The organism is Salipiger sp. ABN3_019 (assembly GCF_056158605.1).
In genome coordinates this window covers 1,895,261-1,920,676 of record NZ_JBSWTP010000009.1, presented here as the reverse complement: position 1 = coordinate 1,920,676, position 25,416 = coordinate 1,895,261, and the positions used below count along the sequence as shown (strand labels likewise).

The window sequence follows — 25,416 nt, the reverse complement described above, 5'->3', positions numbered from 1 at the left end:
CGCGGCGCCCCCGTTCAGGGCGCCGCGCGAGCCATGCTGAAATCTTCGCTGAAATGCCGGTTGAAAAGGGCTTTCTGAAACCGGCTTACAGGATGAAATCGAGCAGCCCGTCGTCGCAATCGTCGGCGTATTCCTCGCCGCCGTGCTCGTCAGAGCCGCTTTCGACATTGCCGGTGAGCAGCGCAAAAAGATTGATGTCCTCACCGACATCCGCGTCTGCCAGAGCGGTGACATCGATCGCCTCGCCCACATCCGCATCGGCGATGGCGTCAACGTCCAGCCCATGCTCATCGAGATCGGCGCTGGCAAAAGCATCGACGTTGATCCCGTCGTCGCCGCCGATATCTGCATCGGCAAGCACGTCGACATCCAGCCCGTCCTCATCGAGATCGGCGCTGGCAAAGGCATCCACGTCGATGCCGTCGTCGCCGCCCACGTTGACCCCGGCCAGCACATCGGTGTCGAGCCCGTCTTCGTCGAGGTCCACATCGGCAATCGCCCCGATATCGATCCCATCGTCGCCGCCGATATTCACATCGGCCAGCAGATCCACATGCAGGCCACCGTCGTGCTGGTCTTCGTCCTTCGAGCCGAAGCCCCTGAAAATTCCGAACATCAATAACTCCTCCTGTTGCATGCGCCTTACGACGCACAGCAGGAGTCACGAAAAAGAGAGCGAAACGGTTTCCAAAAATTTAGGCAACATTGTGTCAACAAGCGGTCAACAATCCGCCACAATTGCCCGAATGCCCGTCCCGCGCCCAGCGTTGCAATAAGGAGCTGCAATAATGTCGCCGCTACAGATCAAGAAAGGTTCGTCCAAACATTCGGCCTATAACCTCCGGCCGACATTCTCGGACGTGCAGGAAACCCATACGATTACCGTTCTGGTGGAAAACGAGCCGGGCGTTCTGGCGCGGGTTATCGGGCTCTTTTCCGGGCGCGGCTATAACATCGACAGCCTGACCGTGGCCGAGGTGGATCACGAGGGGCATCTGTCGCGGATCACCATCGTCACCACCGGCACGCCGCAGGTGATCGAACAGATCAAGGCACAGCTTGGCCGCATCGTTTCGGTGCGCGACGTGCACGACCTGACCGCCGAAGGCAGCTCGGTCGAGCGGGAACTGGCGCTGCTGAAGGTCGTGGGCGCTGGCGACAAGCGGGTCGAGGCGCTGCGCCTTGCGGACATCTTCCGCGCCAATGTGGTGGACAGCACGCTCGAGAGCTTTGTCTTTCAACTCACCGGCACGCCTGACAAGATCGACGCCTTTGCCGACCTGATGCGCCCGCTGGGCCTTGTTCAGGTGGCGCGCACCGGGGTCGCGGCGCTGTCGCGCGGACACGACTGAGCACAAGACGCGCAACACATTGGGTAGAAATGCGAAAGGGTCCGCTTAGCGGACCCTTTCTTTGTTCCAAGGACGCGACGTTCCGGAGTGGTGGCTAGGCGACAAAAGCCTTTTCACGTCGGCGTGCCCCCGGAAAGGCGATCACCCGCTCCCCAGCCGGACGATCGACCATGCTCGGCGTTGCGGAAGACTCCACAGCGCGCAAACTCTGAGCAAGACCGAAGTAGGATTGCGACTCAAGACGTTCAGGATTGCTTGCCCGCCGCAGGCTCTCGCCCTCGGTGACCTCGAATTGAATGAGGTCCCCCACATCCAGTTCCGCGCCGTCGTGAATGCTCGGATTTGAATTGTGCCAATAAGCCAGATCACCATGGTCCTCACACCAGATGACCGCTTTCTGTTCGGTTTGATCGGCCCAAAGTACAACACCATACATTTTCTGTGACATGGACACCCCCCACCGTCTCTCCACTTAACACTGACGCACTCAAGCACCTGGGCACATCGCGCGAAACGTGACGCACGCTTGCTTTTTGTGACAATATGCGCAACGCTTGGTGCGCAATGGCATCAACGCTGACGCTATAGCGCGACAGGTAATCGGTTCAAAGGGAGAAATTGCCCATGGATGGCGTTGTCCTTGAAGGAACTGTCTCGAAGAAGAAAGAAAGCGGCATGGCAAACCGTCCCGGAGACAGACAATCACAGCCCAGCCCCGCAGAATTGCGCAGCGTGTTCGGTGCAAATCTTCGAAGGCTCGGGAAACACGCCCCCTCCATTTCCGCCCTGTGCCGCGACCTCGGAATTAACCGGACGCAGTTCAATCGCTATCTGGCGGGGGAGTCCTTCCCGCGGCCGGACGTGCTGCACCGCATCTGTACCTTCTTCAACGTCGACGCACGCATTCTGCTCGAACCGGTCGAGGAGATCCGGCAAGAGCCGCGCGATCTGCTGAGCCATCCGTTCATCGCCGATTATGTCGGTGCCGGAATGAAGGGGCTGGTCGAGGATGATTTCCCCTCGGGCTTCTACCGCTTCTCGCGCGCTGCCTTCTCCGAAGAAGAGCGTTTCGTCGTCGGCGTCGTGCATATTTCGCGTCAGGGCGGCTATACCTTCCTGCGCGGCTTCGAGCCGAAAGAGGCGCTGGCCATGTATGATCTGCCCACCGATGCCGCCTCGCGCGAGTATCGCGGGCTGGTCATGCCGCAGGCCGAAGGGATCGCCGCGCTGGTCAGCCGCCGCGATGCGGTGACCACCTCGTTCAACTACCTGTCGCGCGCTGCCGCGCTCGCCAACCATTTCTGGGTTGGCTACACCGTGCGCACCACCCCCGAGAACCCTTCGGGCAGGCGCGCGGCGCGGCTGGTCTACGAATACCTCGGCCATGACACCCACAAGGTGCTCGCCGCTGCGCGCGGTGCCGGCTACCGGACGATGAAAGAGCTTGTGCCCTTCCACCGCCAGCAGTTGCGCGTCAACGAGCCGTTCCGCTGACCACAAGCGGGGTGCCGTCAGACCCGGCGCCCCGCCCAGCACTCCCCTCATCCGCCATCCATCACGTGCCGTCGACCCGCAGCAGATCGTAAAGGTGCCACGTCGCATGTCCCAGCACCGGCAAGGCGACGAAGAGCCCCAGAAACGCCGGCAGCATCGCCACGAAGGTCACCAGCGCCAGCAGCACACCCCAGCCGAACATCGGCAGCGGGTGGGCGGCAACATATTGGAACGACGCGATCATCGCGGTGACGAAATCCACGTCCCGGTCCAAAAGCAGCGGCAGCGCCAGCACGGTGATCATGTAAAGCAGCGTGGCAAACCCCGCCCCCACAACCGAGCCCACCGCCAGCATGGTCAGCCCGTTTGGCGTGAGGAACACCTCGAGGCTCGAGGACACATTGGTCATCGGCGCAAGCCCGAGGAACAGCGCAAAGATCATGTGGCCGAGGAAGAACCAGAACAGAAAGACGATCACGATCACCGCGCAGAGCGAGGGCAATTGCCGTTTCGACTGCCGCAGGATGACGCTGAAGATCTGCATCCAGTCCAAGGGCTGGCCGCGTTCGAGACGGCGCGAGACCTCGTAAAAGCCCACCGCCGCAAAGGGGCTGATCAGCGGAAAGCCGATCGCCGCCAGAACCAGCCAATAGCTGGTGCCGGTCGCCATGGTCAGCCATGCCAGAAACAGGCCCGCCAGCACGTAGACGCCGGCAAAGACGAGCGCGAAGCCCGGCGCGAAGACCAGATCGGACCAGCCCTGCCGCAATGCCTTGCGCAATGTCTTGACCGTGACGTCGGAAAACTCGGGCACCCCGTGCAACGGGGCCTCGGCGTGATCATCCGGACCGAAGCGCCGCCCGTCTCTGTCCTCCCCAGTCCTCTCCGACCCGATACGCTCCATACGCCTTCCCTCCGATCCCCTCTTGCAGGAGATTTAAGCCGGGAGGGACCGCGTTAGGCAAGCATCCTGTCGGGCAGGCGTGGCAGGATCAGTCGTCGCGGGCGTCGGCGCGGGACTTGCCCGAGACCTGCTGCGCCAGCGTCGCGCCCATGAACGGGTCGAGATCGCCGTCGAGCACGCCTTGGGTGTCCGAGGTCTCGTGGCTGGTGCGCAGGTCCTTCACCATCTGGTAGGGCTGCAGCACGTACGACCGGATTCTGGTTGCCCCAGCCCGCCGAGCCCTTGTTCTCATGGGCTTCGTTGATCGCCGCGTTCCGCTTGTCGAGCTCCATCTGATAGAGCCGCGATTTCAGCGCCTTCATGGCGATATCGCGGTTCTGGTGCTGCGACTTTTCCGACGAGGTCACGACGATGCCCGTGGGGTGGTGGGTGATCCGAACGGCGGAGTCGGTGGTGTTCACGTGCTGGCCGCCCGCGCCGGACGAGCGGTAGGTGTCGACGCGGATGTCAGCGGGGTTCACCTCGATCTCGATATTGTCGTCGACCACCGGGTAGACCCAGACCGAGGCAAAGGAGGTCTCGCGCGTGCCCTTGCCGAAGGGCGAGATGCGCACCAGACGGTGCACGCCGCTCTCGGACTTCAGCCAGCCATAGGCGTTGGGGCCGGAGATCTTGTAGGCGCAGGATTTGATGCCCGCCTCGGCGCCCGCTTCTTCCGATTGCAGCTCGACCTCATAGCCGCGCTTTTCGGCCCAGCGGACGTACATCCGCTGCAGCATGGCGGCCCAGTCACAGGCCTCGGTGCCACCGGCACCGGCGTTGATCTCAAGGAAGGTGTCATTGCCGTCGGCCTCGCCGTCGAGCAGCGCCTCAAGCTCTTTTTGCCCCGCCGTCTCGGCCAGCGCCTTGAGCGACGTCTCGGCCTCGGCGACGACCTCGTCGTCTTCTTCCATCTCGCCCAGCTCGATCAGTTCGATCTGATCCGCCAGTTCCTGCTTGATCGACTTGTAGGTGTCGATGGCATCCACCAGCTGCTGACGCTCGCGCATCAGCTTTTGCGCTGCGGCGGGATCGTCCCAGAGGTTCGGGTCTTCGACCCGCGCGTTAAACTCCTCGAGCCGGAATTCGGCGGTCTCCCAGTCAAGGCGCTGCTCCAGCAGGTCGACCGACTTCTTGATTTTCTCGACGGTGTTCTGGATCTCGGCGCGCATGCGGGTCTTCCTGGGAAAAGGGCGGTTTTGGTCTGGCGTTTGTTCCGGGGGACATAAACCAGCGCCGGTCGCCCTTCAAGCGCAGAGCGCGTGCCGGGGATCGGGGGCCGCCCGCCCCCGCCGCGCCACGACGCGTTGGGCCGCGCTCAGCTGGCCGCGCCGCCCGCGTAGACCGTGATGGTCGGCAGATCGGTCAGCGGCGCGCCGATGAGGCGCATTGCGGCCAGCGAGATCCGGCTGCCCCCCGAGGCCGGGCCGTCGATGGGCCGAAGCTCGACCTGCGCCGATTTGCCGGTGCCGGGATAGACCACCCTGCCCTTGGTCACGCTCGAGACCAGCGGCGTTTCGAGCCAGAAGCCCGGCTCGGCAGGATCACCGAGCGAGGCCACCGTGCTGCCAAGCTGACGCTCGGAACTGCTCGGCGCGGCGGCGGCGGCGGCGCGTTCTTCGACGCTGGTGGTGTCGAACTCTTCCTCGGTACGCGCGCTGGCCGGCGGGCGCGCCGTGGTCACCGCGGTCTGGGTCGGGCTCTGCGCCTCGGGCGCGGGGCTGGTCGGGCTCTGCGCGCCCTGCTGCGCGCAGGCACCAAGCGCGACAAGCGCCGCGCCTAAAACGAGTTTCTGCGCCAGCGCCAGCTTGGGCGCGCGGCTGCGGATCGGGGCGTGTGTCGCAACGTTCACTGTCATGTGTGCAAGATTAGGGCGCACCCCCCGGTCTGACAATCGCGCAGCGGCTTGTCCCGGCAGGGTTTCGCGCATACATTCAGACCCATGACCCCGCTTGTCGATCCATTCCTCCGCCCGATCTCCTACCTGCGCGTCTCGGTGACGGACCGCTGCGATTTCCGCTGCGTCTATTGCATGTCCGAGAACATGAGCTTCCTGCCCAAGAAGGAGCTTCTGACGCTCGAAGAGCTGGACCGCCTGTGCTCGACCTTCGTCGGCCTTGGCGTCGAAAAGCTGCGCATCACCGGCGGTGAGCCTCTGGTCCGGCGCGACATCATGACCTTCTTTGGCGCGATGACCCGGCATCTCAACTCCGGGGCGCTGAAGGAATTGACGCTGACCACCAATGGCTCGCAACTCGAACGCTTTGCGCAGCCGCTGTGGAACGCGGGCGTGCGCCGGGTGAACATCTCGCTCGACACGCTGGACGAACAGAAATTCGCCGACATCACCCGCTGGGGCCGCCTGCCGCAGGTGCTGCGCGGCATCGACGCGGCTCAGGCCGTGGGCATGCGGGTGAAGCTGAACGCCGTGGCGCTGAAGGGCTTCAACGAGGACGAGCTGTTCTCGATGACCGAATGGTGCGCCGAGCGCGGCATCGATCTGACGTGGATCGAGGTCATGCCCATGGGTGACATCGGTAATGAGGACCGTCTGGGCCAGTACTGGAAGCTGTCGGATGTGCGCGCCAAGCTTGCCGAGCAATATACGCTCACCGATCTGCCCGAAAGCACCGGCGGCCCGGCCCGCTACGTGCGTCTGGAAGAGACCGGCCAGAAGATCGGCTTCATCACCCCGCTGACGCACAATTTCTGCGAAAGCTGCAACCGCGTGCGGCTGACCTGCACCGGCGAGCTTTATATGTGCCTCGGTCAAGAGGACAACGCCGATCTGCGCGCACCGCTGCGCAACCATCCGGGCAGCGACGCGCCGCTCGAAGAGGCGATCCGCGCTGCCATTGCGCGCAAGCCCAAGGGCCATGATTTCGACTATTCGCGCCAGTCGGTGGACGGGCGCGTGTCGCGGCACATGAGCCATACCGGCGGCTGAACCGCGTGACGCTCTGGAACTGAGGGGGCGAGCCTGAACGGGTGAAACTAAGGGGGCTCTGCCCCCTCGCCGCTGCGCGGCTCACCCCCGGCGTATTTTCAAAGAGAAGAAGATAAAGCGGCGACGTTGGAGCAACGGCGTTAAAGCGATTACGGCCACCGCTTCGTAGTAATGAAAAGCGCCCGCCACGGGGAACCGGGCGGGCGCTTCTTTGGTGTGCTCGGTCGGGCGTCAGTCGCCCTGCAGCAGCGTGGTGATCCGGCGCACGGCGGCGCGGCGGTTCTCACGCTCGTCGCCCTGGCTTTGCACCGCAAGATCGCTCTCGCCGTAGCCCTGCAGCACCATGTTCGACGGCGGCACGTCGAAATATTCGGTCAGCGCCAGCGCCACGGATTCCGCCCGGCGGTCCGAGAGCGCGAGGTTGTAGCTGGCCGAGCCGGTGGCGTCGGTGTGGCCCTCGATCAGGAAGACCTCCGATGGGTTCTGCTCGATCATCCGCTTCATCGCATTGCCGAGCGCCGCCAGTTCCTCGGCCTCACCAGGGCGGATCGCCGCGGAGTTGGTCGGAAAGGTCACCGTGTCCACCGAGATCTCGGGCACCAGATGGCGCACGCGGTCGATGTTGCGGATCTGGTTCAGCGAGAAGGCCCGGTTCACACCCTCGGCTTCCTGAGCGGCCAGCGCGGCGGCAAGGTCCTCGCCCTGCAGGTCGCGGAAGTTGAGACGCTGGGTGCGGGCCTGCGGCAGCTCGCTCACCACCACGTCCTGCGCCTGCTGCGTGTCGTCAAACAGCATGACCTGCTGACCATCGGGAAGGATGCGCGCACGGCGCAGCACCCGGCCATCGGCGGCCTTGATCGTCTCGACCGTGGTGCCGTCGTCATAGGCCACGACGGTGCGGGTCGAGCCGTCGTCATAGCGGTAGGTCTTTACGTCCGAGCCGGGCTGACGCAGCAGCACGTCGTCGTTGCGCAGCACGCGGTACTGGCCGTTCTCTTCGACCACGACGCGGTCGCCGGTGTTCTGCACCACCTGCGCGTCATCGCCGACCATCTGGCTCAGCGCGAAGGTGCCGAGACCAAGCAGCGCAGCTTTTTCGAAGTTGCTGAGCCCGTCTTCGTCGTCGTCATCGTCTTTCTTGGCGCGCTCTTTGCGGGCCTCTTTGCGTGCGTCTTTGCGCGACTGCAGGTCGGTGGCGAAATCCTCGTCCGAGCTGCGCACGTCGGCGTCGGTCAGCGTTTCTTCGGTCAGTTCCGCCTCGCTGCTGTCGGACTCGCTCGCGGCGGCGGCGGCCACTTTGGCCTCCTGCTTGTCCTGACGAGCCACCGCTTCGGCCTGCGCCTCCGCGCTTTGCTTCTTCGGGGCCTCCTGCTCGGGCGCGGGCTGCTGGCCCGTTTGCTCTGCGGCGGTCTGCTCCGGTGCGGTCTGCTGGCTGTCTGCGGCGCGCGGTGCGTCCTGCGCCTCGGGGTCTTTGCCGCCGAGCTCATTGGCCAGGTCCTCGGCCTTCACGTCGCCGCCGGGTTTCGTCTCGGCCTTGGTCTCGGCTGTGGTCTCAGCTTGGGCATCAGCCTTCGGTGCCGGTGCGGCCTCTGCCGCAGTGGGCGCCTCAGTGGTTTGCTGCGCCTTCGGCTTCTTGTCTGCCTCTGCCTCGACCGTGCCGTCCTGCTGCGTTTCGAGCTTTTTGGCGAGATCGTCCGATGCCACATCGCCATCCGCCGGTGCCGTCTGCTCCGTCGCGGCGGCTGCGCCAGCGGCGGGCGCCTTTGCCGCACTGTCGGCCTTGGGCGCCTGCGTTTTGGCTTCGGCGTCCTGCTGAGCCTTCAGACCTTTGGGCTGGCGGTCGGCGCTCTGCGCATCCTGCGTCTGCTCAGGTGCCTGCTTGGTTGCCTGCGTCCCGGCGTCGAGCTTGGGCTCTGCCGCGGCGGCGGTGCTGGCCTCCCCCTCGGCGATGCCCGGCTCGCTTGCCTTCTGCGCCTGCTTCGCCTTCTTGCCCGGAGCCGCGTCCGCCTCTGCGGAGACCCCGGTCTGGGCCTTCGGCGCGTCCACAGCGGGCTCTGCTGCGGTCTGCGTCGCGGCAGGCTCGGCGGTCTGCTCTTTGCCCTTCGCCTGCTTGCCGCCAGCGTCTTTACCGGTCTCGGCAGCGGCGTCGGCCTCGGCCTTCTTGGCCTTGCCCGGCTTTTCCTCGCCTTTGCTCTGCTTGGCCTTGGCCTGATCACCCTTGGCCTGCTCACCCTTCTGTTGCGCGTTTTCGGGCGCACAGGCAGGGGCGTCGGGCGTCTTGGCGCAATCCGCGCCGTTGTTGCTCTGCGCGGCGGCAGGCATCGCGAGGCTGGCTGCCAGCGCGAGCATGGTCGTCGATTTGAGAAGACCCTTGGTCATCTTGTCGTCCTTTCTCCTCTCCGCTTTCGCGGCATGAGGGGGCAACGTCGCGGACGAACAAAGGTTCATTCAAAACGTCTAAAAAATAATCACCTTTTGGATGGAACTTTTCTTATTCCTGCAGCAAGGCCATGAGCCGCGCCTTCTCGCCGCTGTCGCCGGTGCTGGAGATCACCTCGCCGAGCGCCTCCAGTGAGGCGATGGAATGGCCGGCGCGAAAACTGTCCACATGCGGCAGCATGGCGCGAATGCCCGCCGCCTTGGGGGCGAACCCATCCCAGCGCAGCAGCGGGTTGAGCCAGATCAGCCGCCGCGCCGAAAGATGCAGACGCTGCATTTCCCGCCCGAGCAGCCCCGCGTTGTCGCGGTCGAGCCCGTCGGTGATCAGAAGCACCACCGCGCCCTGCCCCAGAACGCGGCGGCTCCAGTCGCGGTTAAACGCGTGCAGGCAGCCACCGATCCGCGTGCCGCCCTCCCAGTCCTGCGCCTCGGCCCCCGCCGCGCGCAGCGCCGCATCCACGTCGCGCGTGGCCAGATGGCGGGTGATATTGGTGAGCCGCGTGCCAAAGGTGAAGGCATGCACCCGCGCCCAGCCCGCGCCCTTGCGGTTGGCCACCGCGTGCAGGAAATGCAGCACCATCCGCGAGTATTGGCTCATCGAGCCAGAGATATCGCAGAGCACCACGAGGTTCGGCCATTTCTCGCGCGGTTTGAGATAGGCGAGCTCGCGCAGCTCTCCGCCTTGCCGCAGGGCCGCGCGCAGGCTGCGCCGCCCGTCGATCCGCCGCCCGCGCAGCGAGGCAATGCCGCGGCGCGAGGGCAAGGGTTTCACCGGCAGGGTCAGCCGGGCCAGCATGCGCTTAGCCTCGGCAATCTCTTCGGTGGACATCTGTTCGAAATCGAGGCTCTTGAGCCGTTCCTCGCGCGAGACGGTGAACGACGCGTCGACCTCGATCTTCGTCGCCTCCTCTTCCGGCGGCTCTTCTGGCAGATCGGGCAGCGCGTCGCCCAGCAGCGCCTGCGCGGCGCGCTTCTCGGCCGATTGCGCGCGCTTTTCCTCTTGTACGCCGCGCACCGCCGGGAGCATCATCGACATCATGTGCTCGAGATAGCGCGGGTCGCGCCAGTAGAGGCGAAACACCTGCGCAAAGACCAGCCGCTGCTCGGGGCGCGAGACGAAACAGGCGTGCAGTGTCCAGTAGAAATCCATCCGGTCGGTGAACCCCGCCGCCTCCACCGCCCGCACCGCATCCACCACGCGGCCCGGCCCCACCGGCAATCCGGCGCGGCGCAGCGCGCGGGCAAAATGCAGGATGTTCTGCGCGAGGCGCGGGTGCTCGGGGAGCGTGAGGGGGATTTGTTCGGCCATCTAGTGCAGGATCCGGACGGCGAAGTTTCGGGGGCTCTGCCCCCAGACACAGGACAGCCGGGGGCTCTGCCCCCGGACACAGGGCAGCCGGGGGCGCTGCCCCCGGACCCCCGGGATATTTCGGTCTAGACGAAGCGTCATGCGGTCTCGAGCGAGGATTTGGCTTCGTCGAGCAGGCGTTTGGCTTCGGAGCCTTGGATTTTCATGATGTCATCCTGATACTTCAGGATCGCGCCGAGCGTGTCCGAGATCACCTCGGGCGAGAGGTCGATCACATCAAGCGCCAGCAGGCATTTCGCCCAGTCGATGGTTTCCGCCACGCCCGGTTTCTTGAACAGGTCCTCGGTGCGCAACGCCTGTACGAAGGCCACGATCTGCCGCGACAGCGCCTCGGCCACCTCCGGGGCGCGGGCGTGCAGGATCTCCAGCTCGCGGTCAAAATCGGGGTAGTCGACCCAGTGATAAAGGCAGCGCCGCTTCAGCGCGTCATGCACCTCGCGGGTGCGGTTGGAGGTGAGGATCACCACCGGCGGCTCGGGCGCGGTGATCGTGCCAAGCTCGGGGATGGTGACCTGAAAATCGCTCAGCGCCTCAAGCAGAAACGCCTCGAAGGGCTCGTCGGTGCGGTCCAGCTCGTCGATCAGCAGGATCGGCGCGCCGGTCTCATCCGGGCGCATCGCCTGCAGCAAAGGCCGCTCGATCAGGAAGTCCGGGCCGAAGAGATCATGCTGCAGCTGGCCGCGGTCGGCCCCGCCCGCCAGAGTGCCCGCAGCTTCGGCGGCGCGGATGGCGATCATCTGCGCCGGAAAGTTCCACTCGTAGACCGCCGTCGCCGCATCCAGCCCCTCGTAGCATTGCAGGCGGATCAGCCGCCGCCCGGTGGCAAGGCTCAGCGCCTTGGCGATCTCGGTCTTGCCGACCCCCGCCTCGCCTTCGAGAAACAGCGGCCGCCCGAGCCGCAGCGCCAGAAACAGCACCGTGGCCAACGGGCGCGGGCAGACATAGCCGCTGCGGGCCAGCATGTCTTGCACCGCATCGATCGAGCCGGGCAGACCGGCGCCTTGGTGATCCATCATGTGCCTCCTCCTGCCTCTCTTGCTGCCCGTCCGCGCGCATCCGGTCAAGATCCCAGCGTTACCGACCTTTGGCTCTATCGCCGCGCCGCGTTGACGCAGCCGGGGCAAGATGCGATGGTCAAAGGCAATATCACGGGGGAGAAACCCTCGGATGGGGACGGGCGGCGACGGGCAGCGACATGGCGACACCATCGGCAAGCGGGCTGCGCATCTGCGCGGTCACCTGCGTGAAGAACGAGGGCCCCTTCGTGCTCGAATGGGTGGCCTATCATCGGCTGATCGGCGTCACCGACTTTCTGATCTATTCCAATGATTGCGACGATGGCACCGATGCGCTGCTGGACGCGCTGGCGCCCGCGGGCGTCCGGCATCTGCCGAACCCGGCCGAGGGGCGGAATTACCAGATGGAGGCGCTGAAGGACGCCGCACGGCAGGATCTGGTCACCGGCGCCGATTGGGTCTGGGTGGCGGACGTGGACGAGTTTCCCAATATCCACGTGGGCGATCACAGCTTTGCCGCGCTGATCGAGGCGTGTGGCAATCCACAGGCGATCTCGCTCAGCTTTCAGTTCTTCGCCAATGATGGCGTCGAGACCTTCGAGGACCGTCCGGTGATCGGCCAGTTCTGCCGTGCGCACAACCCCGACCTCTGGTGCGACCAGAGCGCCATCGAGGTGAAGACGCTGGTCCGCCGCGACTTCCCGCTGCAATATTTCGGTGCCCATCGCCCCTTTGCCCGCAAGTCCCGCGCGCCCGAAAGCTGGACCGATGGCGCCGGGCGCGCCGTGCCCGGCCCGTTCCTCAGCGCTGCCAAACCGCGCCGCATCCGCAAGTTCCCCGCCGCCGGGGCGCGGCGCTTTGCGACGCTCAACCATTACGCGCTGCGCTCGGTCGACAGCTATCTGGTGAAAACCGAGCGCGGCGACGTGAACCGCGAGGGCCGGGTGTTCGACGAGAGCTACTGGCAAGAGCGCAACGACCCGGCATGGGAAGACCGCTCGATCCAGCGGATGCTTCCGGCGCTGGAGGAAGAGATCGCCGCGCTGCGCACCCTGCCCGAGGTGGCGCGGCTGCATGATCTGTCGGTGCAGGCGCATCGCGCCAAGGTCGGCATGCTGCGCGCCCGGCCCGAGATCGCCGCCCGCGCCGCGCATCTGGCCGCCCTGCCCGCGCTGCCGCCGGGTGAGGCCGAGCTGATCGCCGAGCTTGGCCTTGCGGAGACACCGCGATGATCGTCGTGAACCTCGGCCTGCCCAAGAGCGGCACCACAACGCTCGGCGTCGCGCTGGAGCGGGCCGGGCTGCGCGTCGCCGACTACCGGCTGCGGCGCGGCAAATGTCCCGACCCGTCGATCGCAGGCAGCTTTGTGGCGCGGCAGCTCTATGATGGCTATTTCGGCTCGGGCGATCCGTTGCAGCGGCTCGGCGGGCTCGATGCGCTGACCGAGATCAGCGTGCTCAACACGCGGCTCTGCCTCTGGCCGCAGACCGACTTCGGGCTGATCGAGGCGCTGCGCAGCCGCCATCCCGAGCTGAAGTTCCTGGCCTCGACGCGCGACCCGCAGGCGATGGCGCATTCCATGCTGCGCTGGTCCGACCTTGGCAGCAACCGCCTTCCGCGCGGTGCGGTGCCCGGCCTGCCCGCGGGCTATGGCGAGACCCGGCTGGAGCGGGCGCAGTGGATCGCCGCGCATCATGCCTTTCTCGCCCGCATCTTCGCGGATGACCCGCGCTTTCTTGCCTATGACATCGACGACCCCGAAGCACCGGTGCGTATCTCGGCGCATCTCGGCGTTGATCTGCCGTGGTGGGGCAAGGCCAACGAGAACCTCTCGGGGCGGCGCGGCGCGGCGGCGGAGACGCCATGAGAATTTGCGTTCACATCGGTCCCGAGGCCCAGATCGCCGACCGGCTGCAGCGGGTGCTGGACGGCAAGCGCAGGCAGTTGGCCAAGCGCGGCGTGCTCTATTCCCGCAGCCTTGGCGCGCGCAACCACACGCGGCTTTACATGGCGGTGAGCGATCCGCAGGCAGTGGATGCGCTGCGCTGGAGCCGCGGCTGCGCCACCCCTGAGGCGCAGGCCGTGCTGCGCGACGCGGTGGCGGCGGACCTGCGGGCCGAGGTCGAGGCGGCGGAGCCCGATCTGCTCATCCTCGCGGCGCATCAGCTTGGGTCTGCGCTGGTGAGTGCCTCAGAGCTGACGCGGCTGCGGGCGCTGCTCACCCCGCTCAGCGAAGACATCACCATTGTCGCGCATGTGGACACGCCCGCGCAGATGCTGGCGCGCAGCTATGCGGCGCAGCTGATGGAGGGACGCGCGCGCGGGCTGGATCTGGAGCTTGGCTTGCTGGACGCGCCCGACTGGTGGCAGGCCGCGCTGGTGAGCCGACCGCCGCGCGATCCGCGTGCCGGGCAGTTCCCCGAGGCACAGGGCGCGCCGCAGTGGCTCGATCTCGCGCGGCTGCAGCGCGAGTGGCAGGCGGTCTTTGGCCCCGGCACCGTGCAGATGCGCAGCGTCGATCCGCAGCGGCTATACGGCGCGGAGGTCACCGAGGAGATCCGCGCGGCCTTCGGCATTCCTGAGACCATCGGGCGGGCAGAACCAGCAGAGCCGCCCAAGGCCCCCTCTGCCGCATGGCTCAGCCGCTGCCGGAGGATGAACGAGGTGCTGCTGCGCCGTCTTGCCACCGATCCAGGGCTGGTGCTGCAGCGCCCGCTCTGGCGGCGGCTGCTGACCGAGATCAAGGTGAAGGGCGCGCCGCTGGATCCGGCCGCGCTGGCGCCGGTGAATGACCGTTTCGCTGCGGATATCGAAGCGCTCTGCGCGCAGCATCCGGGGCTGCAACTGGACATCGGCAGCGCGCCCAGCACGGGTGCGCCGTGGCAAGAGGCCGATCCGCTCTTTGGCTTTCGCGCCACGCAATACCTCATTGCCTTCCGCTGGCGCATCGAGCGCGCCTCGAAAGAAGCGCAAGCCTCGGAGCGCGCCGCCCTCCAAAACACCCCAAAAGCAGCCCCGACCACAGCCCCCGGCCTTCCGCCGCATGTGGCGCAGAAACTGGCGGGTCTGCAGGGCTCGCCATGGCTGCCGCACAACAATCACGGCACGTTGGACGAGACCGCCCCGGCGCCGGACTACACGCCCGCGCCGCGCCCGGCTGAGACGCAGGACCGCCGCGTCATCCTCGGCTGCATGAAGAACGAGGCACCCTATATCGTCGAATGGATCGCCTATCACCGCGCCATCGGCGCGGATGACTTCCTGATCTATTCCAACGATTGCGAAGATGGCACCGATGCGATCCTGAACCGGTTGCAAGCCATGGGCGTGCTGCAGCACCGCGACAACTCCGCATGGTCCGGTAGCTCGCCGCAGCAGCACGCGCTCGACGCCGCGCAAGACGAGCCGCTGGTACGCGCCGCGCATTGGCTGCTGCACATCGACGTCGATGAGTTCGTCAACATCCGCACCGGCAATGGCACGCTGGATGATCTCTTTGCCGCCGCGCCCAAGGCCAGCCATTTCGCCCTGACGTGGCGGCTCTTTGGGCATGGCGGGGTGCGGGCGCTGAGCGATGCGCCGGTGATCGCGCAATTCACCGATTGCGCGCCGCGCTACAGCCCCAAGCCGCACACTACATGGGGCTTCAAGACCCTGATGCGCAACGATGGCGCCTATGCCAAGCTCTCGTGCCACCGCCCCAACAAGCTTCGCAAGGCCGCCGAGGAGGCGGTGACTTGGGTCAATGGCTCGGGCCGTGACATGACGGCGGAGGTGGCGCGGAACGGCTGGCGCAACTCGCGCAAATCCGTCGGTTACGATCTGGTGCAACTCAACCATTACGCCCTGCGCTCGGCGGAAAGCTATCTGATCAAGCGCCAGCGCGGGCGGGCGCTGCATGTGGACCGGGCGATCGGGCTGAACTACTGGATCCGCATGGACTGGTCGGGGGCGCGCGATCTCACCATCCAGCGCAATCTGCCGCGCCTGCGCGCCGAGATGGACCGGCTTCTGGCCGACCCCGAACTTGCCCGCCTGCACCGCGCCGGGCAGGCGTGGCACCGCGCCAAAGCCACCGAGCTGCGCGCCACGCCCGAATTTGCCGAGCTTTACGATCAGGCGCTGGCGCTGCGCCTCACCCCCGCCGAGCGCGTCGCATGGGCGCTGTCGCTGGACATGGAGAGCTGAGCGATGGACACGGCCAAACCGCCGCGCGACCCCTATCTGCATTCGCGCGGGCTGCGCATCCCCAAGCATCCGCAGCTGACCACCGGGCGCGTGCGCGGCGCGATCAAGGGCGAGACCTACGAACGCAAGGAATGCGACGCCGTGAGCCGCGTGGTGCACGAAGGCGACCGGGTGCTCGAACTGGGCGGCGGCATTGGCTATATGTCGACGCTGCTGTCGGTGCGGCGCAAGGTGGCCAGCGTCACCAGCTACGAGGCGAACCCGGCGCTGATCCCCTATATCCGGCAGGTGCACGCCGCCAATGGCGTCAGCAATGTCGATCTGCGCAATGCGCTGCTCTCGCCAGACGGCGGTGATCCGGTGCCCTTTTATGTGCGGCGCAACTTCCTCGCCTCCTCGATGGACCGCGAGAGCGATCCCGACAGCATCACCGAAACCGTGCCCGTGCCGCGCCACGACCTGCGCGAGGTGCTGGCCGAGACCGCGCCGGACGTGCTGGTCTGCGATATCGAGGGCGCCGAGGCCGAACTGCTGCCCGCTGGCGACTGGTCGTGCCTGCGCGTGGCGGTGATCGAACTGCACCCGCAATGGATCGGCCAGCGCGGAGTGCAGGCGGTGTTCGACGCCATGCAGCGCGCCGGGCTCACCTATTTCCCCAAGGCGTCGGAGGCGAAGGTGGTCACCTTTCGGCGCGGCTGGTGAGGACGGGTCCGACGATCACCGCGCCAAAAATTACCGCGGTTGTCTGCCTGCGCAACGAGGCGGCCTTTCTGCTCGACTGGCTGGCGCATCATTACGCCGCCGGGATCAGCCATGTGGTCGCGCTCAGCAACGATTGTCAGGATGGCACCGACGCGATGCTGGACCGGCTGGCAGAGATCGCGCCGCTGACCCACATCCGCAACGACGGCCCTTATGACAAGGGCGGCATCCAGTTCACCGGCCTGAAACTCGCCGACAAGGCCCCCGCCGTGCAGCAGGCCGACTGGCTGCTGGCGCTCGACGTGGATGAGTTCGTCAACGTCCATACCGGCGATCACACCCTGCCCGCACTCATCGCGGCGCTGCCCGAGGCGACGGCGATCCCGCTCACCTGGCGGCTGTTCGGCAACGCCGGGGTGCTGCGCTACATGGATGTGCCGGTGCCGCAGCAGTTCACCCGCGCCGCGCCGGTGCGGATGTTCTGGCCGTGGCGCTCGGCGATGTTCAAGACGTTCTACCGCAACGATGGCACTTATCGGAAGCTGGGCGTGCACCGTCCGCGCAACCCCGATCCCGACCGGATCGCCGCCGCCCGCTGGTTCGATGGCGAGGGGCGCGAGTTTGACGCGCAGTTCCACACCCGGCGCATCTTTTCGAACTACGGGCGCTCGAACTACCGGCTGGCGCAGCTCAACCACTACCCGCTCGGGGCGATGGAGAGCTATGTGCTGAAGGCCGACCGGGGCCGCGCGGTGCACAGCGATCACATGCTCGGGCTCGACTATTGGTGCGAGCGCAATTTCAACACCGACGAAGACCTCAGCATCGCCGCGCTGGCCGCACCATCAGCGGCGCGCCGCGCCGACCTCGCCGCCGATCCGCAACTGGCCGATCTGCACGCGCAGGCGGTGCGCTGGCGCCAGACGCGGTTTGCCGAGCTGATGGCCGAAGAGCCCTTTCGCGCGCTTATGGGCCGTCTGATGATGACCCCGCCCTCGCGCCCGCTGAGCCCGGAACTCGCGCGCCCGCTGATCGCGGCGGCGACCCGTGCGCGGCTTGGCGAGGAGGACTGAGGCCCCTTTCGCCGGTGCCAGAGCCGCCTCCTCAAAAGGCAGTTTTTGATTGCCGCCGTAACACCGCCATATTACCCATAAAGCCACACAGTTCCGCCCCATTCGGCGCTCAGGCTGCAGAGGATACCGGGCACGTTCCGTACCTGGCCTCCATCGCTTGCCTGCCGCCGCCCTGCCCTTTGCCCTGACGGGCCCGAAGGGAACGCACGGGGAACGCACTGGCAGGTGAGAAGGTTACGACAGTGAGTGTTTTACGGAACGGTGCCGGAAGCGACAGGACAATGGCAGATATCATGAAGGACAGCGCGGAACAGCCCCTCGACCGGCCCGCATTCGACGATGAGCTCGACCTCACGGATGTCGATCTTAGTGCGTTCACCCGCGCGGATTGGATCGCCGAGATCTCGAAGCTTGGCGAAAAGCATGGCTTTGCCGAACCGCTGGGCAAGCGGCATCACGCGATCTTCGTCGAGGATGGCGACACGCTGCTGGTCACCTTCGAGAGCATGCCCGGCATCTCCGCCTACAGCCAGACCGCCACGCCGCTCGGCTGGGAGATGCAGGCGATCGAAGGCTGGTCGAACCTGTCGGTGATCTGCACCGCCGACACATGGTTCCGCGACGAAGAGGTGACGCGCTTCTTCGATCAGTTGCTCGATGACGGATTTTTCGACGAGTTCGACAAGGTGATCTTCTACGGGGCCGGTCCCTGCGGCTATGCCGCCGCCGCCTATTCCGTGGCCGCGCCCGGGGCGCGCGTGGTGCTGCTGCAGCCGCAGGCTACGCTCGATCCGCGCGTTGCCGAATGGGACGATCGCTTCCCCGAGATGCGCCGCGTCGATTTCACCTCGCGCTTCGGCTACGCGCCCGACATGCTGGACGCCGCGCAGGCGGGCTATGTGCTCTACGATCCGCAGCAGCGGATGGATGCCATGCACGCGGCGCTGTTCGAGCGGCGCAATGTCACCCGCTTCCGCCTGCCCTATATGGGCGATGCGCTGCAGGGCGATCTGCTGGAGCTTGACCTGATCCACCCGATCCTTTCCGCCGCCGCCGAGGATCGGCTCGACACTGCCGAGATGGCGCGGCTGCTGCGCAAGCGGCGCGGCCATATCCCCTATCTGCGGCGTCTGCTTAGCCGGCTGGATGCCGAGAACCGTCCGCTGCTGGCCGAATGGCTTTGCGCCAATGTCACCGAGCGGATCAACGCCCCGCGCTTCCGCCGCCGGCTCGAGGCGCTGCGCGCCGAGGGGGTCACGCCCGAGGGCTGACCTCAGGCGGACCCCGCGCGCCCCCCGCTTGGCCCCGTGCCGCGCGCGGGCTTTGAGGCGGCGTTTTCCGGCAACCCTGCCTGCCCCGCGCCGCGCAGACTGACGGCATGACCCAAGACAAGGCTCCCGCCGCAAGCGCCAAAGACCCGCTCACTGACCCGCTCGTTGTCTTCACCCCGTCGGGCAAACGCGGCCACGTGCCCACCGGCACCCCGGTGCTCGACGCCGCGCGCCGGTTGGGCGTTGATCTCGACAGCGTCTGCGGCGGCCGGGGCATCTGCTCGAAATGTCAGGTCGCGCCCGCCTTCGGGCAGTTCGCCAAACATGGGATCACCTCGGAGCCGGGCGCGCTCTCGGCGTGGAACGCCACCGAGCAGCGCTATGCCGACAAGCGCGGCCTGCCCGAGGGGCGCCGCCTTGGCTGTCAGGCGCAGATCCTGTCGGACGTGGTGATTGATGTCCCGCCCGAAAGCCAGTTGCACCGGCAGGTGATCCGCAAATCCGCCAGCGCCCGCGCGGTGGAGATGGACCCGGCGATCCGCCTGCATTTCATCGAGGTCGCCGCCGCCGACATGCACGCTCCCAGCGGCGATGCCGAGCGGGTCGCCGAGGCGCTGGAGGCGCAGTGGGGCCTCTCCGGCGCCCGCCCGGCGCTGCCGGTGCTGGCGGCGCTGAGCCAAGCGCTGCAGGACGGCAGCGGCAGGATCACCGTCGCCCTGCATCACACTCATGCGAACCAGCCGCCGCAGATCGTCGCCGCATGGCCCGGCCTGCTGGAAGGCGATGCCTACGGTCTGGCGGTGGATCTGGGCTCGACCACCATCGCCGCGCATCTGGTCTCGCTGCGCAGCGGAGAGGTCGTGGCTTCGGCGGGCCGGATGAACCCGCAGATCCGCTTTGGCGAGGATCTGATGTCGCGCGTGTCCTATGCCATGATGAACCCCGGCGGCGCGGTGCAGATGACCGCCGCCGTGCGCGAGGCCCTGGCCGCGCTGGCGGGCGAGCTGACCGCCGAGGCGGGCATTGCGCCGGATCGCCTGCTCGATGTGACCATCGTCGGCAACCCGGTGATGCACCACCTGCTGCTCGGCCTCGACCCGACGCCGCTGGGACAGGCGCCCTTCGCCCTCGCCACCTCCTCTGCGCTCGATCTCGGCGCGCGCGATCTGGGCCTCGCCACCCTGCCTGCGGGCGCGCGCGTCTACCTGCTGCCGCTGATCGCCGGCCATGTGGGCGCCGATGCTGCCGCCGTGGCGCTGGCCGAGGATCCGGGCGCGTCGGACGATCTGGTGCTGATCGTCGATGTGGGCACCAACGCCGAGATCCTGCTCGGCAACCGCAGCCGCGTGCTTGCCTGTTCCTCGCCCACCGGCCCCGCCTTCGAGGGCGCGCAGATCAGCGCCGGGCAGCGCGCCGCCCCCGGTGCCATCGAGGCGGTGCGCATCGACCCGGCCACCAAAGAGCCGCGCTTTCGGGTGATCGGCTGCCCGCTCTGGTCCAACGAGGACGGCTTTGCCGAAGCCACCGCAGGCACCGGCGTCACCGGCATCTGCGGCTCTGGCATCATCGAGGCGGTGGCCGAGATGCGCATGGCCGGGCTGGTGGATGCGCGCGGGCTGATCGGCTCGGCGGCACAGACCGGCAGCGCCCGGATGATCCCCGAGGGGCGCACCCATGGCTATCTGCTGCATGACGCCAGCGCCTCGGGCGGGCCGCGCATCCTCGTCACCCAAGCCGACATTCGCGCCATCCAGCTGGCCAAGGCGGCGCTCTACGCCGGGGCGCGGCTGCTGATGGACGAGATGGGGGTGGATGAGGTCGATTGCGTGGTGCTGGCCGGGGCCTTCGGCGCGCATATCTCGCCGCTGCACGCGCTGGTGCTGGGGATGATCCCCGATGTGCCGCCCGAGCGGGTCACCTCGGCTGGCAACGCTGCGGGCACCGGCGCGCGCATCGCGCTCTGCAGCCTTGCGGCGCGGCGCCGGATCGAGGCGCAGGTGCGCCAGATCACCAAGGTGGAAACCGCCGTGGAGCCGCGCTTTCAGGAGCATTTCGTCGCCGCCAGCGCGCTGCCCCATGCCGAGGCGCCCTTCGCCCATCTGCGCCAAGTGTCGCCCCTGCCCGAGCCGCAGTTCAACGCGGGCGACAGCGGCGGGCGGCGGCGGCGCGGTCGGGGACTTCCCGGTCAGGCGTCTGAGACGATCTGATCCACGAGGCCGCGCAAATCGCCGAAATACCCGCCCGAACGCGCCGGGCGCATCGGGTCCGAGGTGATCGCGATCACCATCTCGCGCTCTGGCACCACCACCAGCATCTGCCCGCCGTATCCCCGCGCATAGGCCGCCTGCGCGCCATCGAACCGCGTCAGGAACCAGCCGTAGCCGTATTGATCGCCCGAGAACGGCGAGCGCGCGCGCGGCTGCCACGAGGTCTCGATCCACCGCTGCGGCACCACCTGCCGCCCCTGCCACCCGCCGTTCTGCCGCACCATCTCGCCGATCCGCAGCAGGCCGCGCGGGGTCAGCCCCATGTCGTTGCCGCCCAGATACCGCCCCTGCGGATCGCGCACCCAAGGCGCCACGTCGATGCCCAAGGGATCGCCCAGCCCGCTGCGCGCAAGGCTCAGCAGGCTTTCGCCCGTGGCTTCGCTCAGCGCCGCGCCCAGCACATGCCAGCCCCCCGTGGAATAGATGAACCGCCCACCCGGCCGCGCCTGCGGATCGGGCTGCAGCGCGCTGTCGAGCCAATTGTCGCTGGCCACCCATGCGCCGTAAGACGCCCCAGAGGTGCGCACCAGCCCGCCGCGCATCGACAGCAGATCGCCCACGGTCAGATCATCGCGGCTGTCGCCGGTCGGCGCGCGTCCCAAAAGCGGCAGCACAGGCGCCTCGACGCCGCCGATCTCGCCTTGCTCGATGGCAATGCCGGTCAGCAGCGCCACCAGCGTTTTCGACACCGATTTGACGTTGGCAATACGGTCAAGCCCCGGCCCGCGAAACGCCTCTTCATAAAGCGGCGTGCCGCCGCGCCAGACCAGCAGCGCGTGCAACTGATCAAGCCCCTCGGCCCGCCCCGCCCAAGCGCGGCTCTGCGCCAGCGCCGGCGCAGCCAGCGGCAGGCCAAGCGCGGCGGCGGAGGTGGCAAGGAAAGCGCGGCGGGAGACGGCGGAGGACTGGCTCATGAAACAAAGTTTGCGCGTCATGGGCGCTGCGGCAAGCCAACGCCTGTTCACAGCCGCGTGGGGCGCAATTTCCGCGACGCAGCCGCTTGACGCCAGCCCGCGCCGCCAGTAGATCAGCACTCCAGAGCGCGGGTATGGTGAAAAGGTATCACGCGAGCTTCCCAAGCTTAAGTTACGGGTTCGATTCCCGTTACCCGCTCCATCCTCCCCGCCAGTCTAAATCATGCGGCCTAGATCACGAAGCCTAGACCACAGGCGTCAGACCAGCCCGCTCAGACCTCAGCCCTGAGACGCACCCGGAGCGCCGCGACACCGCTGCGGATCTCATCCCGCAGCTGCCCCTCGCGCGGCGCGTCGCGCAGCGTGGTCAACAGCGCCTCCGAGGGGCGCCCGCGCCGTGCCCAGACCTGCCGCCCCAGCACCCCCAGCGCCTCGGCGGGCAGATGCTCCGGCACCTCGTGGCCGGACAGCGTGGCCCAGACCAGCGACCAGCAGCGCGCCACCGTCCAAGGATTGTAGCCGCCGCCGCCCGAGACGATCATTCGCGGCGCCAGCGCGCGCAGCTCCCGCACCGCCGAGGCATGGGCGTTGTTCGACAGCGCCAGCCGCGCCAGCGGATCCTCCAGCACCGCATCGGCGCCGCATTGCAAAAAGATCGCGTCGGGCCGGAACGCTGCCACCGCCGGCAGGATCATCTCCTGCAGCACATGGGCAAACTCAGCATCGTTGAACTCCCGCGGCACCGGCAGGTTGAACGCCGCGCCACCGGCCCGATCCTCCAGCGCGCCGGTGAAGGGCCAGCGCCGCGCCTCATGCACGGAAATCACCCGCACCTGCTCGGATCCGTCAAAGGCGATCTCCACCCCGTCGCCGTGATGTGCGTCGATGTCCACATAGGCCACGCGCCGCATCCCCAGCCGCAGCAGGTGGCCGATGGTCAGCACCGGCTCGTTGAGAAAGCAAAAGCCGCTGGCGCGGTCGGCCAGCGCGTGATGCGTGCCGCCGCCGGGGTTGAACACCGCGCTGCCCTCCGCCGCGACGATCTCCGCCGCCAACAGCCCGCCGCCCACCGCCGTTGCGGGGCGCCGGTACATCTCGGGAAAGATCGGGTTCGACAGCGTGCCCAGCCCGTGCCGCTCGCGGGTCTGATCCGACACGGCCCCCGCCGCCTCCGCCGCTTGCAGCGCCGCCACATAGTCCGGCGCATGAAAATCGGTCAGCGCGGCGGGCTTGGCGCGCGGCGAGACCCGCCACTCCTGAGCCGTCAGCCAGCCCATGGCGCGGCACAGATCGATCACCGCCGGCACCCGCTCGATCGACAGCGGATGCAGCGCGCCGTAGCGCGAGCCGCGATAGATCTCCGATCCGATGAAAATCGCCATGCCTACCTCTTTCGCGCCCTGCGGCCCCGGGCTTCTTCTCTTTCAAAATACGCCGGGGGTGAGGCCGTAGGCCGAGGGGGCAGCGCCCCCTCTACGAGCCCAACTCCCGAGACCTAGCCCGCGATCGCCCGCAGCGCCTTGGCCCGCGCCGGAGGGATGGCGGCGGTCTCGACCCCGGTGAACACATGCAGCGTGTTCATCTGTCGGTCCACCACTGCGTGATCGCTGACCCAGCCGCCCATGCCCAGATAGGTGCGCAGCAGCGGCGGGATCAGCCGCATCACCCCGCGCGCTTCTGCCTCGGTGGGCACAAAACCCACCCGCTCCGCCGCCTTGGCACCGATCCGCCAGCGCTCGGGGGCCGCATGGCGCGCCGCAAGAAAGCCGAAAGCCTTTGCATAGGGCGCCGGATCGGTCCCGGCGAAACTGGCGCAGCCAAAGAGCAGCCGCGCGCCGCCCCGATCGACGAGCGCGGTGATCGCCCCCCACGCCAGCCGCAGCACATCCGGGTCGACCAGACCGGGCCTTGTGCAGAAGCGCCCCAGTTCGATCATCGGCCCGCCGTAGCCCGCGAGCCGCTGCAGATCGTAATATTGCGCGGAATAGCTGGTGCCGATCTCGGCGCTGGTATCGAGCCAGAGGTAGCGGAAGCAGGCCTGCAGTTGCCCGGCGCGATCCTCGATCAGTGCGTGGCTGCAGCGCGTGTCGAGCGGGTCCACATCGGCCCCACCCTCGGGACCGAAAAACGCCAGCCCGCGCAGCCGCTGCGCTGCCGCGACATCGGCAGCGCCTTGCGCGAGGCGGACCCTCAGGCCGCCGCGGGATAGAAGAACGCCGCCCTCTCCCGATGCAGCGTCGTGCAGGCGGGAGGACATGGCGCGTGCCTCACTGCTGGTCGAAATCGCCGAGGGAAAGCCCGCCGATATTGCCGAAGAGCTTGCGGATGAAGCCCAATTCGCCATCGGTGGTGCGGGTGATCCGCCGGGTCAGCGGCACGACATTGCCATCCTCGAGCCCGTAGCGGGTGATATTGTCCACCACGCCCTGCCCGTCGAAGGTGATCGCCAGCACCTGCCGGTCCACCACTTCGGGCTCGTGCCAGGCAAAGCTGCGCACTTCCGACTCGATGTAGTAATAGCCGCCCTGATCCAGCACGCCCGAGGCCGTGGGAACGCCGATGACGTCCTCTACGGTCGCGCGGGTGTCGATACCGGGCACAATCTGCTGCAATTCGTCTTCGCGCGGCACGTAACCGTGGGTCTGGTACTGTGCCGTACAGGCGCTCAATACCAGCGTAGCCGCTCCGGCCAGAAATGCGAATCTCAACCGTGATACCATGGACGCAGTCCTGCCCCTTGCCTTGCCCTCGCGGGCCTTCTATCCCGCATTACACAACCGAGCCAAGCGCTTCAAGCAAAGGAAAGCCCAGCCTATGGACAGAGGCGGAAACCCCGCGCGGCTGCGCGTCTCGACGATGCGCCGCGACTCCCCCACCGAATTCGATTTCCGCCCCGACGCGGACGAGCGCGCCGCCATGGCCGAGCAGCTGGGTCTGCTGGGTCTGCGCAAGGCGCGGCTGGCCGGACGGCTCAGCCCCGAGGCGGGCGGGGCCTATCGGCTGACCGCCGAGCTTGGCGCCACCGTGGTGCAGCCCTGCGTCGTCACGCTCGATCCGGTGACCACGCGGATCGACGAGCCGCTGAACCGCGTCTTCCGTCCCGCCGCGCAGATCGCCGAGCCCGATCCCGGCTCGGAAATCGAAGTGCCCGAGGAGGAAGAGGACGAACTGCCCGACGTGATCGACCTTGCGTCGATTCTGACCGAGGCCCTCAGCCTCGCGCTGCCGCCCTACCCGCGCAGCGAAGGGGCCGAGGCCGCCGCCGAGCAGTCGTCGCAAATCATCGATGCCGCAGAGGCCGAGGAGCAGGACCGCGAATCTCGTCCGAACCCGTTTGCCGGGCTCGCCGGACTGCGCGATCAGCTCTCAAAAGACGAAAAAGACGAGAAGTAAGAGCGATAAGCGCGAAATCTCTCTTGCGTCTTTGCAAGAAATACCTAT

At 67.1% G+C, this 25,416-nt stretch carries 23 protein-coding genes and 1 tRNA gene; 12 read left to right on the top strand and 12 right to left on the bottom strand.

Annotation, left to right across the window (positions count from 1 at the left end; all coding sequences use genetic code 11):
* Positions 1 to 85 precede the first annotated feature (85 nt).
* Positions 86 to 616, bottom strand: coding sequence for a hypothetical protein (locus tag ACXAD2_RS17460; protein ID WP_475172281.1), 531 nt, complete (start codon positions 614 to 616; stop codon positions 86 to 88).
* 172 nt (positions 617 to 788) lie between these two features.
* Here ACXAD2_RS17460 and ilvN point away from each other — a divergent pair, with 172 nt between their 5' ends.
* Positions 789 to 1,352: an acetolactate synthase small subunit gene (gene ilvN, locus ACXAD2_RS17455; RefSeq protein WP_066099499.1), complete on the top strand. Its 564-nt coding sequence runs from the start codon at positions 789 to 791 to the stop codon at positions 1,350 to 1,352.
* A 94-nt stretch (positions 1,353 to 1,446) separates the two neighbouring features.
* Here the strand turns inward: ilvN and ACXAD2_RS17450 are convergent, their stop codons facing one another.
* Positions 1,447 to 1,800 carry a S1 domain-containing protein gene (locus ACXAD2_RS17450; RefSeq protein ID WP_475172277.1) on the bottom strand — a complete coding sequence of 118 codons (354 nt, stop codon included), beginning with the start codon at positions 1,798 to 1,800 and terminating at the stop codon, positions 1,447 to 1,449.
* Between the two features lie 227 nt (positions 1,801 to 2,027).
* Between ACXAD2_RS17450 and ACXAD2_RS17445 the strand changes: the two genes are divergently transcribed.
* A complete protein-coding gene (locus ACXAD2_RS17445) occupies positions 2,028 to 2,846 on the top strand; it encodes a helix-turn-helix domain-containing protein (RefSeq protein WP_083191101.1) in 819 nt (272 codons plus the stop codon).
* A gap of 61 nt (positions 2,847 to 2,907) precedes the next feature.
* On the opposite strand, the gene ACXAD2_RS17440 is transcribed toward ACXAD2_RS17445, so the two are convergent.
* From ACXAD2_RS17440 to ACXAD2_RS17430, 3 genes are all read right to left on the bottom strand, one after another.
* The gene (locus ACXAD2_RS17440) at positions 2,908 to 3,750 is read right to left on the bottom strand and encodes a DUF2189 domain-containing protein (protein WP_475172273.1); all 843 of its coding nucleotides are present in this window, start codon (positions 3,748 to 3,750) and stop codon (positions 2,908 to 2,910) included.
* A gap of 88 nt (positions 3,751 to 3,838) precedes the next feature.
* Positions 3,839 to 4,961 (bottom strand): peptide chain release factor 2 gene (gene prfB / locus ACXAD2_RS17435; protein WP_066099492.1). Its coding sequence is split into 2 segments (ribosomal slippage): positions 3,839 to 4,006 and positions 4,008 to 4,961, totalling 1,122 coding nucleotides; the frame shifts between segments, so codons are not numbered across the junction.
* 146 nt (positions 4,962 to 5,107) lie between these two features.
* Complete coding sequence (locus ACXAD2_RS17430) at positions 5,108 to 5,647, bottom strand: hypothetical protein (protein ID WP_475172267.1); 540 nt, start codon at positions 5,645 to 5,647, stop codon at positions 5,108 to 5,110.
* Positions 5,648 to 5,731: 84 nt separating this feature from the next.
* Here ACXAD2_RS17430 and moaA point away from each other — a divergent pair, with 84 nt between their 5' ends.
* Positions 5,732 to 6,736, top strand: a complete 1,005-nt coding sequence (gene moaA, locus ACXAD2_RS17425; RefSeq protein WP_475172265.1) for a GTP 3',8-cyclase MoaA — start codon at positions 5,732 to 5,734, stop codon at positions 6,734 to 6,736.
* A gap of 231 nt (positions 6,737 to 6,967) precedes the next feature.
* Here the strand turns inward: moaA and ACXAD2_RS17420 are convergent, their stop codons facing one another.
* The 3 genes from ACXAD2_RS17420 to ACXAD2_RS17410 all read right to left on the bottom strand — a co-directional run bounded on the left by ACXAD2_RS17420 (position 6,968) and on the right by ACXAD2_RS17410 (position 11,560).
* Positions 6,968 to 9,115, bottom strand: coding sequence for an OmpA family protein (locus ACXAD2_RS17420; RefSeq protein WP_475172263.1), 2,148 nt, complete (start codon positions 9,113 to 9,115; stop codon positions 6,968 to 6,970).
* Between the two features lie 112 nt (positions 9,116 to 9,227).
* Positions 9,228 to 10,484, bottom strand: coding sequence for a vWA domain-containing protein (locus ACXAD2_RS17415; protein ID WP_475172258.1), 1,257 nt, complete (start codon positions 10,482 to 10,484; stop codon positions 9,228 to 9,230).
* Positions 10,485 to 10,621: 137 nt separating this feature from the next.
* On the bottom strand, positions 10,622 to 11,560 hold the full coding sequence (locus ACXAD2_RS17410; protein WP_475172255.1) for an AAA family ATPase: 939 nt from the start codon (positions 11,558 to 11,560) through the stop codon (positions 10,622 to 10,624).
* A 203-nt stretch (positions 11,561 to 11,763) separates the two neighbouring features.
* Here ACXAD2_RS17410 and ACXAD2_RS17405 point away from each other — a divergent pair, with 203 nt between their 5' ends.
* The 7 genes from ACXAD2_RS17405 (at position 11,764) to ACXAD2_RS17375 (ending at position 21,001) form a co-directional block, all read left to right on the top strand.
* Complete coding sequence (locus tag ACXAD2_RS17405) at positions 11,764 to 12,792, top strand: glycosyltransferase family 2 protein (RefSeq protein ID WP_475174935.1); 1,029 nt, start codon at positions 11,764 to 11,766, stop codon at positions 12,790 to 12,792.
* Positions 12,789 to 13,427, top strand: coding sequence for a sulfotransferase family protein (locus ACXAD2_RS17400; protein WP_475172252.1), 639 nt, complete (start codon positions 12,789 to 12,791; stop codon positions 13,425 to 13,427). The genes ACXAD2_RS17405 and ACXAD2_RS17400 overlap by 4 nt, the downstream gene beginning before the upstream one ends.
* Positions 13,424 to 15,748 carry a glycosyltransferase family 2 protein gene (locus ACXAD2_RS17395; RefSeq protein ID WP_475172249.1) on the top strand — a complete coding sequence of 775 codons (2,325 nt, stop codon included), beginning with the start codon at positions 13,424 to 13,426 and terminating at the stop codon, positions 15,746 to 15,748. The genes ACXAD2_RS17400 and ACXAD2_RS17395 overlap by 4 nt, the downstream gene beginning before the upstream one ends.
* A 3-nt stretch (positions 15,749 to 15,751) precedes the next feature.
* Positions 15,752 to 16,450, top strand: coding sequence for an FkbM family methyltransferase (locus tag ACXAD2_RS17390; RefSeq protein WP_475172246.1), 699 nt, complete (start codon positions 15,752 to 15,754; stop codon positions 16,448 to 16,450).
* Positions 16,447 to 17,523, top strand: coding sequence for a glycosyltransferase family 2 protein (locus ACXAD2_RS17385; RefSeq protein WP_475172244.1), 1,077 nt, complete (start codon positions 16,447 to 16,449; stop codon positions 17,521 to 17,523). Before ACXAD2_RS17390 ends, ACXAD2_RS17385 begins: the two co-directional genes overlap by 4 nt.
* 281 nt (positions 17,524 to 17,804) lie before the next feature.
* A complete protein-coding gene (locus tag ACXAD2_RS17380; RefSeq protein ID WP_475172241.1) occupies positions 17,805 to 18,794 on the top strand; it encodes a phosphoadenosine phosphosulfate reductase in 990 nt (329 codons plus the stop codon).
* Between the two features lie 107 nt (positions 18,795 to 18,901).
* Positions 18,902 to 21,001 carry an ASKHA domain-containing protein gene (locus tag ACXAD2_RS17375; RefSeq protein WP_475172236.1) on the top strand — a complete coding sequence of 700 codons (2,100 nt, stop codon included), beginning with the start codon at positions 18,902 to 18,904 and terminating at the stop codon, positions 20,999 to 21,001.
* On the opposite strand, the gene ACXAD2_RS17370 is transcribed toward ACXAD2_RS17375, so the two are convergent.
* On the bottom strand, positions 20,980 to 21,996 hold the full coding sequence (locus tag ACXAD2_RS17370; protein WP_475172234.1) for a serine hydrolase domain-containing protein: 1,017 nt from the start codon (positions 21,994 to 21,996) through the stop codon (positions 20,980 to 20,982). The genes ACXAD2_RS17375 and ACXAD2_RS17370 overlap by 22 nt on opposite strands.
* A gap of 107 nt (positions 21,997 to 22,103) precedes the next feature.
* Between ACXAD2_RS17370 and ACXAD2_RS17365 the strand changes: the two genes are divergently transcribed.
* Positions 22,104 to 22,177: transfer RNA gene (locus ACXAD2_RS17365), tRNA-Gly, on the top strand.
* 70 nt (positions 22,178 to 22,247) lie between these two features.
* On the opposite strand, the gene ACXAD2_RS17360 is transcribed toward ACXAD2_RS17365, so the two are convergent.
* The 3 genes from ACXAD2_RS17360 to ACXAD2_RS17350 form a co-directional block, all read right to left on the bottom strand.
* The gene (locus tag ACXAD2_RS17360) at positions 22,248 to 23,357 is read right to left on the bottom strand and encodes an acetoin utilization protein AcuC (RefSeq protein WP_475172232.1); all 1,110 of its coding nucleotides are present in this window, start codon (positions 23,355 to 23,357) and stop codon (positions 22,248 to 22,250) included.
* 113 nt (positions 23,358 to 23,470) lie between these two features.
* Entirely contained in the window at positions 23,471 to 24,232 is a 762-nt protein-coding gene (locus ACXAD2_RS17355; protein WP_475172230.1) for a GNAT family N-acetyltransferase, read from the bottom strand.
* Positions 24,233 to 24,242: 10 nt separating this feature from the next.
* Positions 24,243 to 24,695, bottom strand: a complete 453-nt coding sequence (locus tag ACXAD2_RS17350; RefSeq protein ID WP_066106421.1) for an outer membrane protein assembly factor BamE — start codon at positions 24,693 to 24,695, stop codon at positions 24,243 to 24,245.
* A gap of 94 nt (positions 24,696 to 24,789) precedes the next feature.
* Here ACXAD2_RS17350 and ACXAD2_RS17345 point away from each other — a divergent pair, with 94 nt between their 5' ends.
* Complete coding sequence (locus ACXAD2_RS17345) at positions 24,790 to 25,368, top strand: YceD family protein (protein WP_066106418.1); 579 nt, start codon at positions 24,790 to 24,792, stop codon at positions 25,366 to 25,368.
* Positions 25,369 to 25,416: the final 48 nt, after the last annotated feature.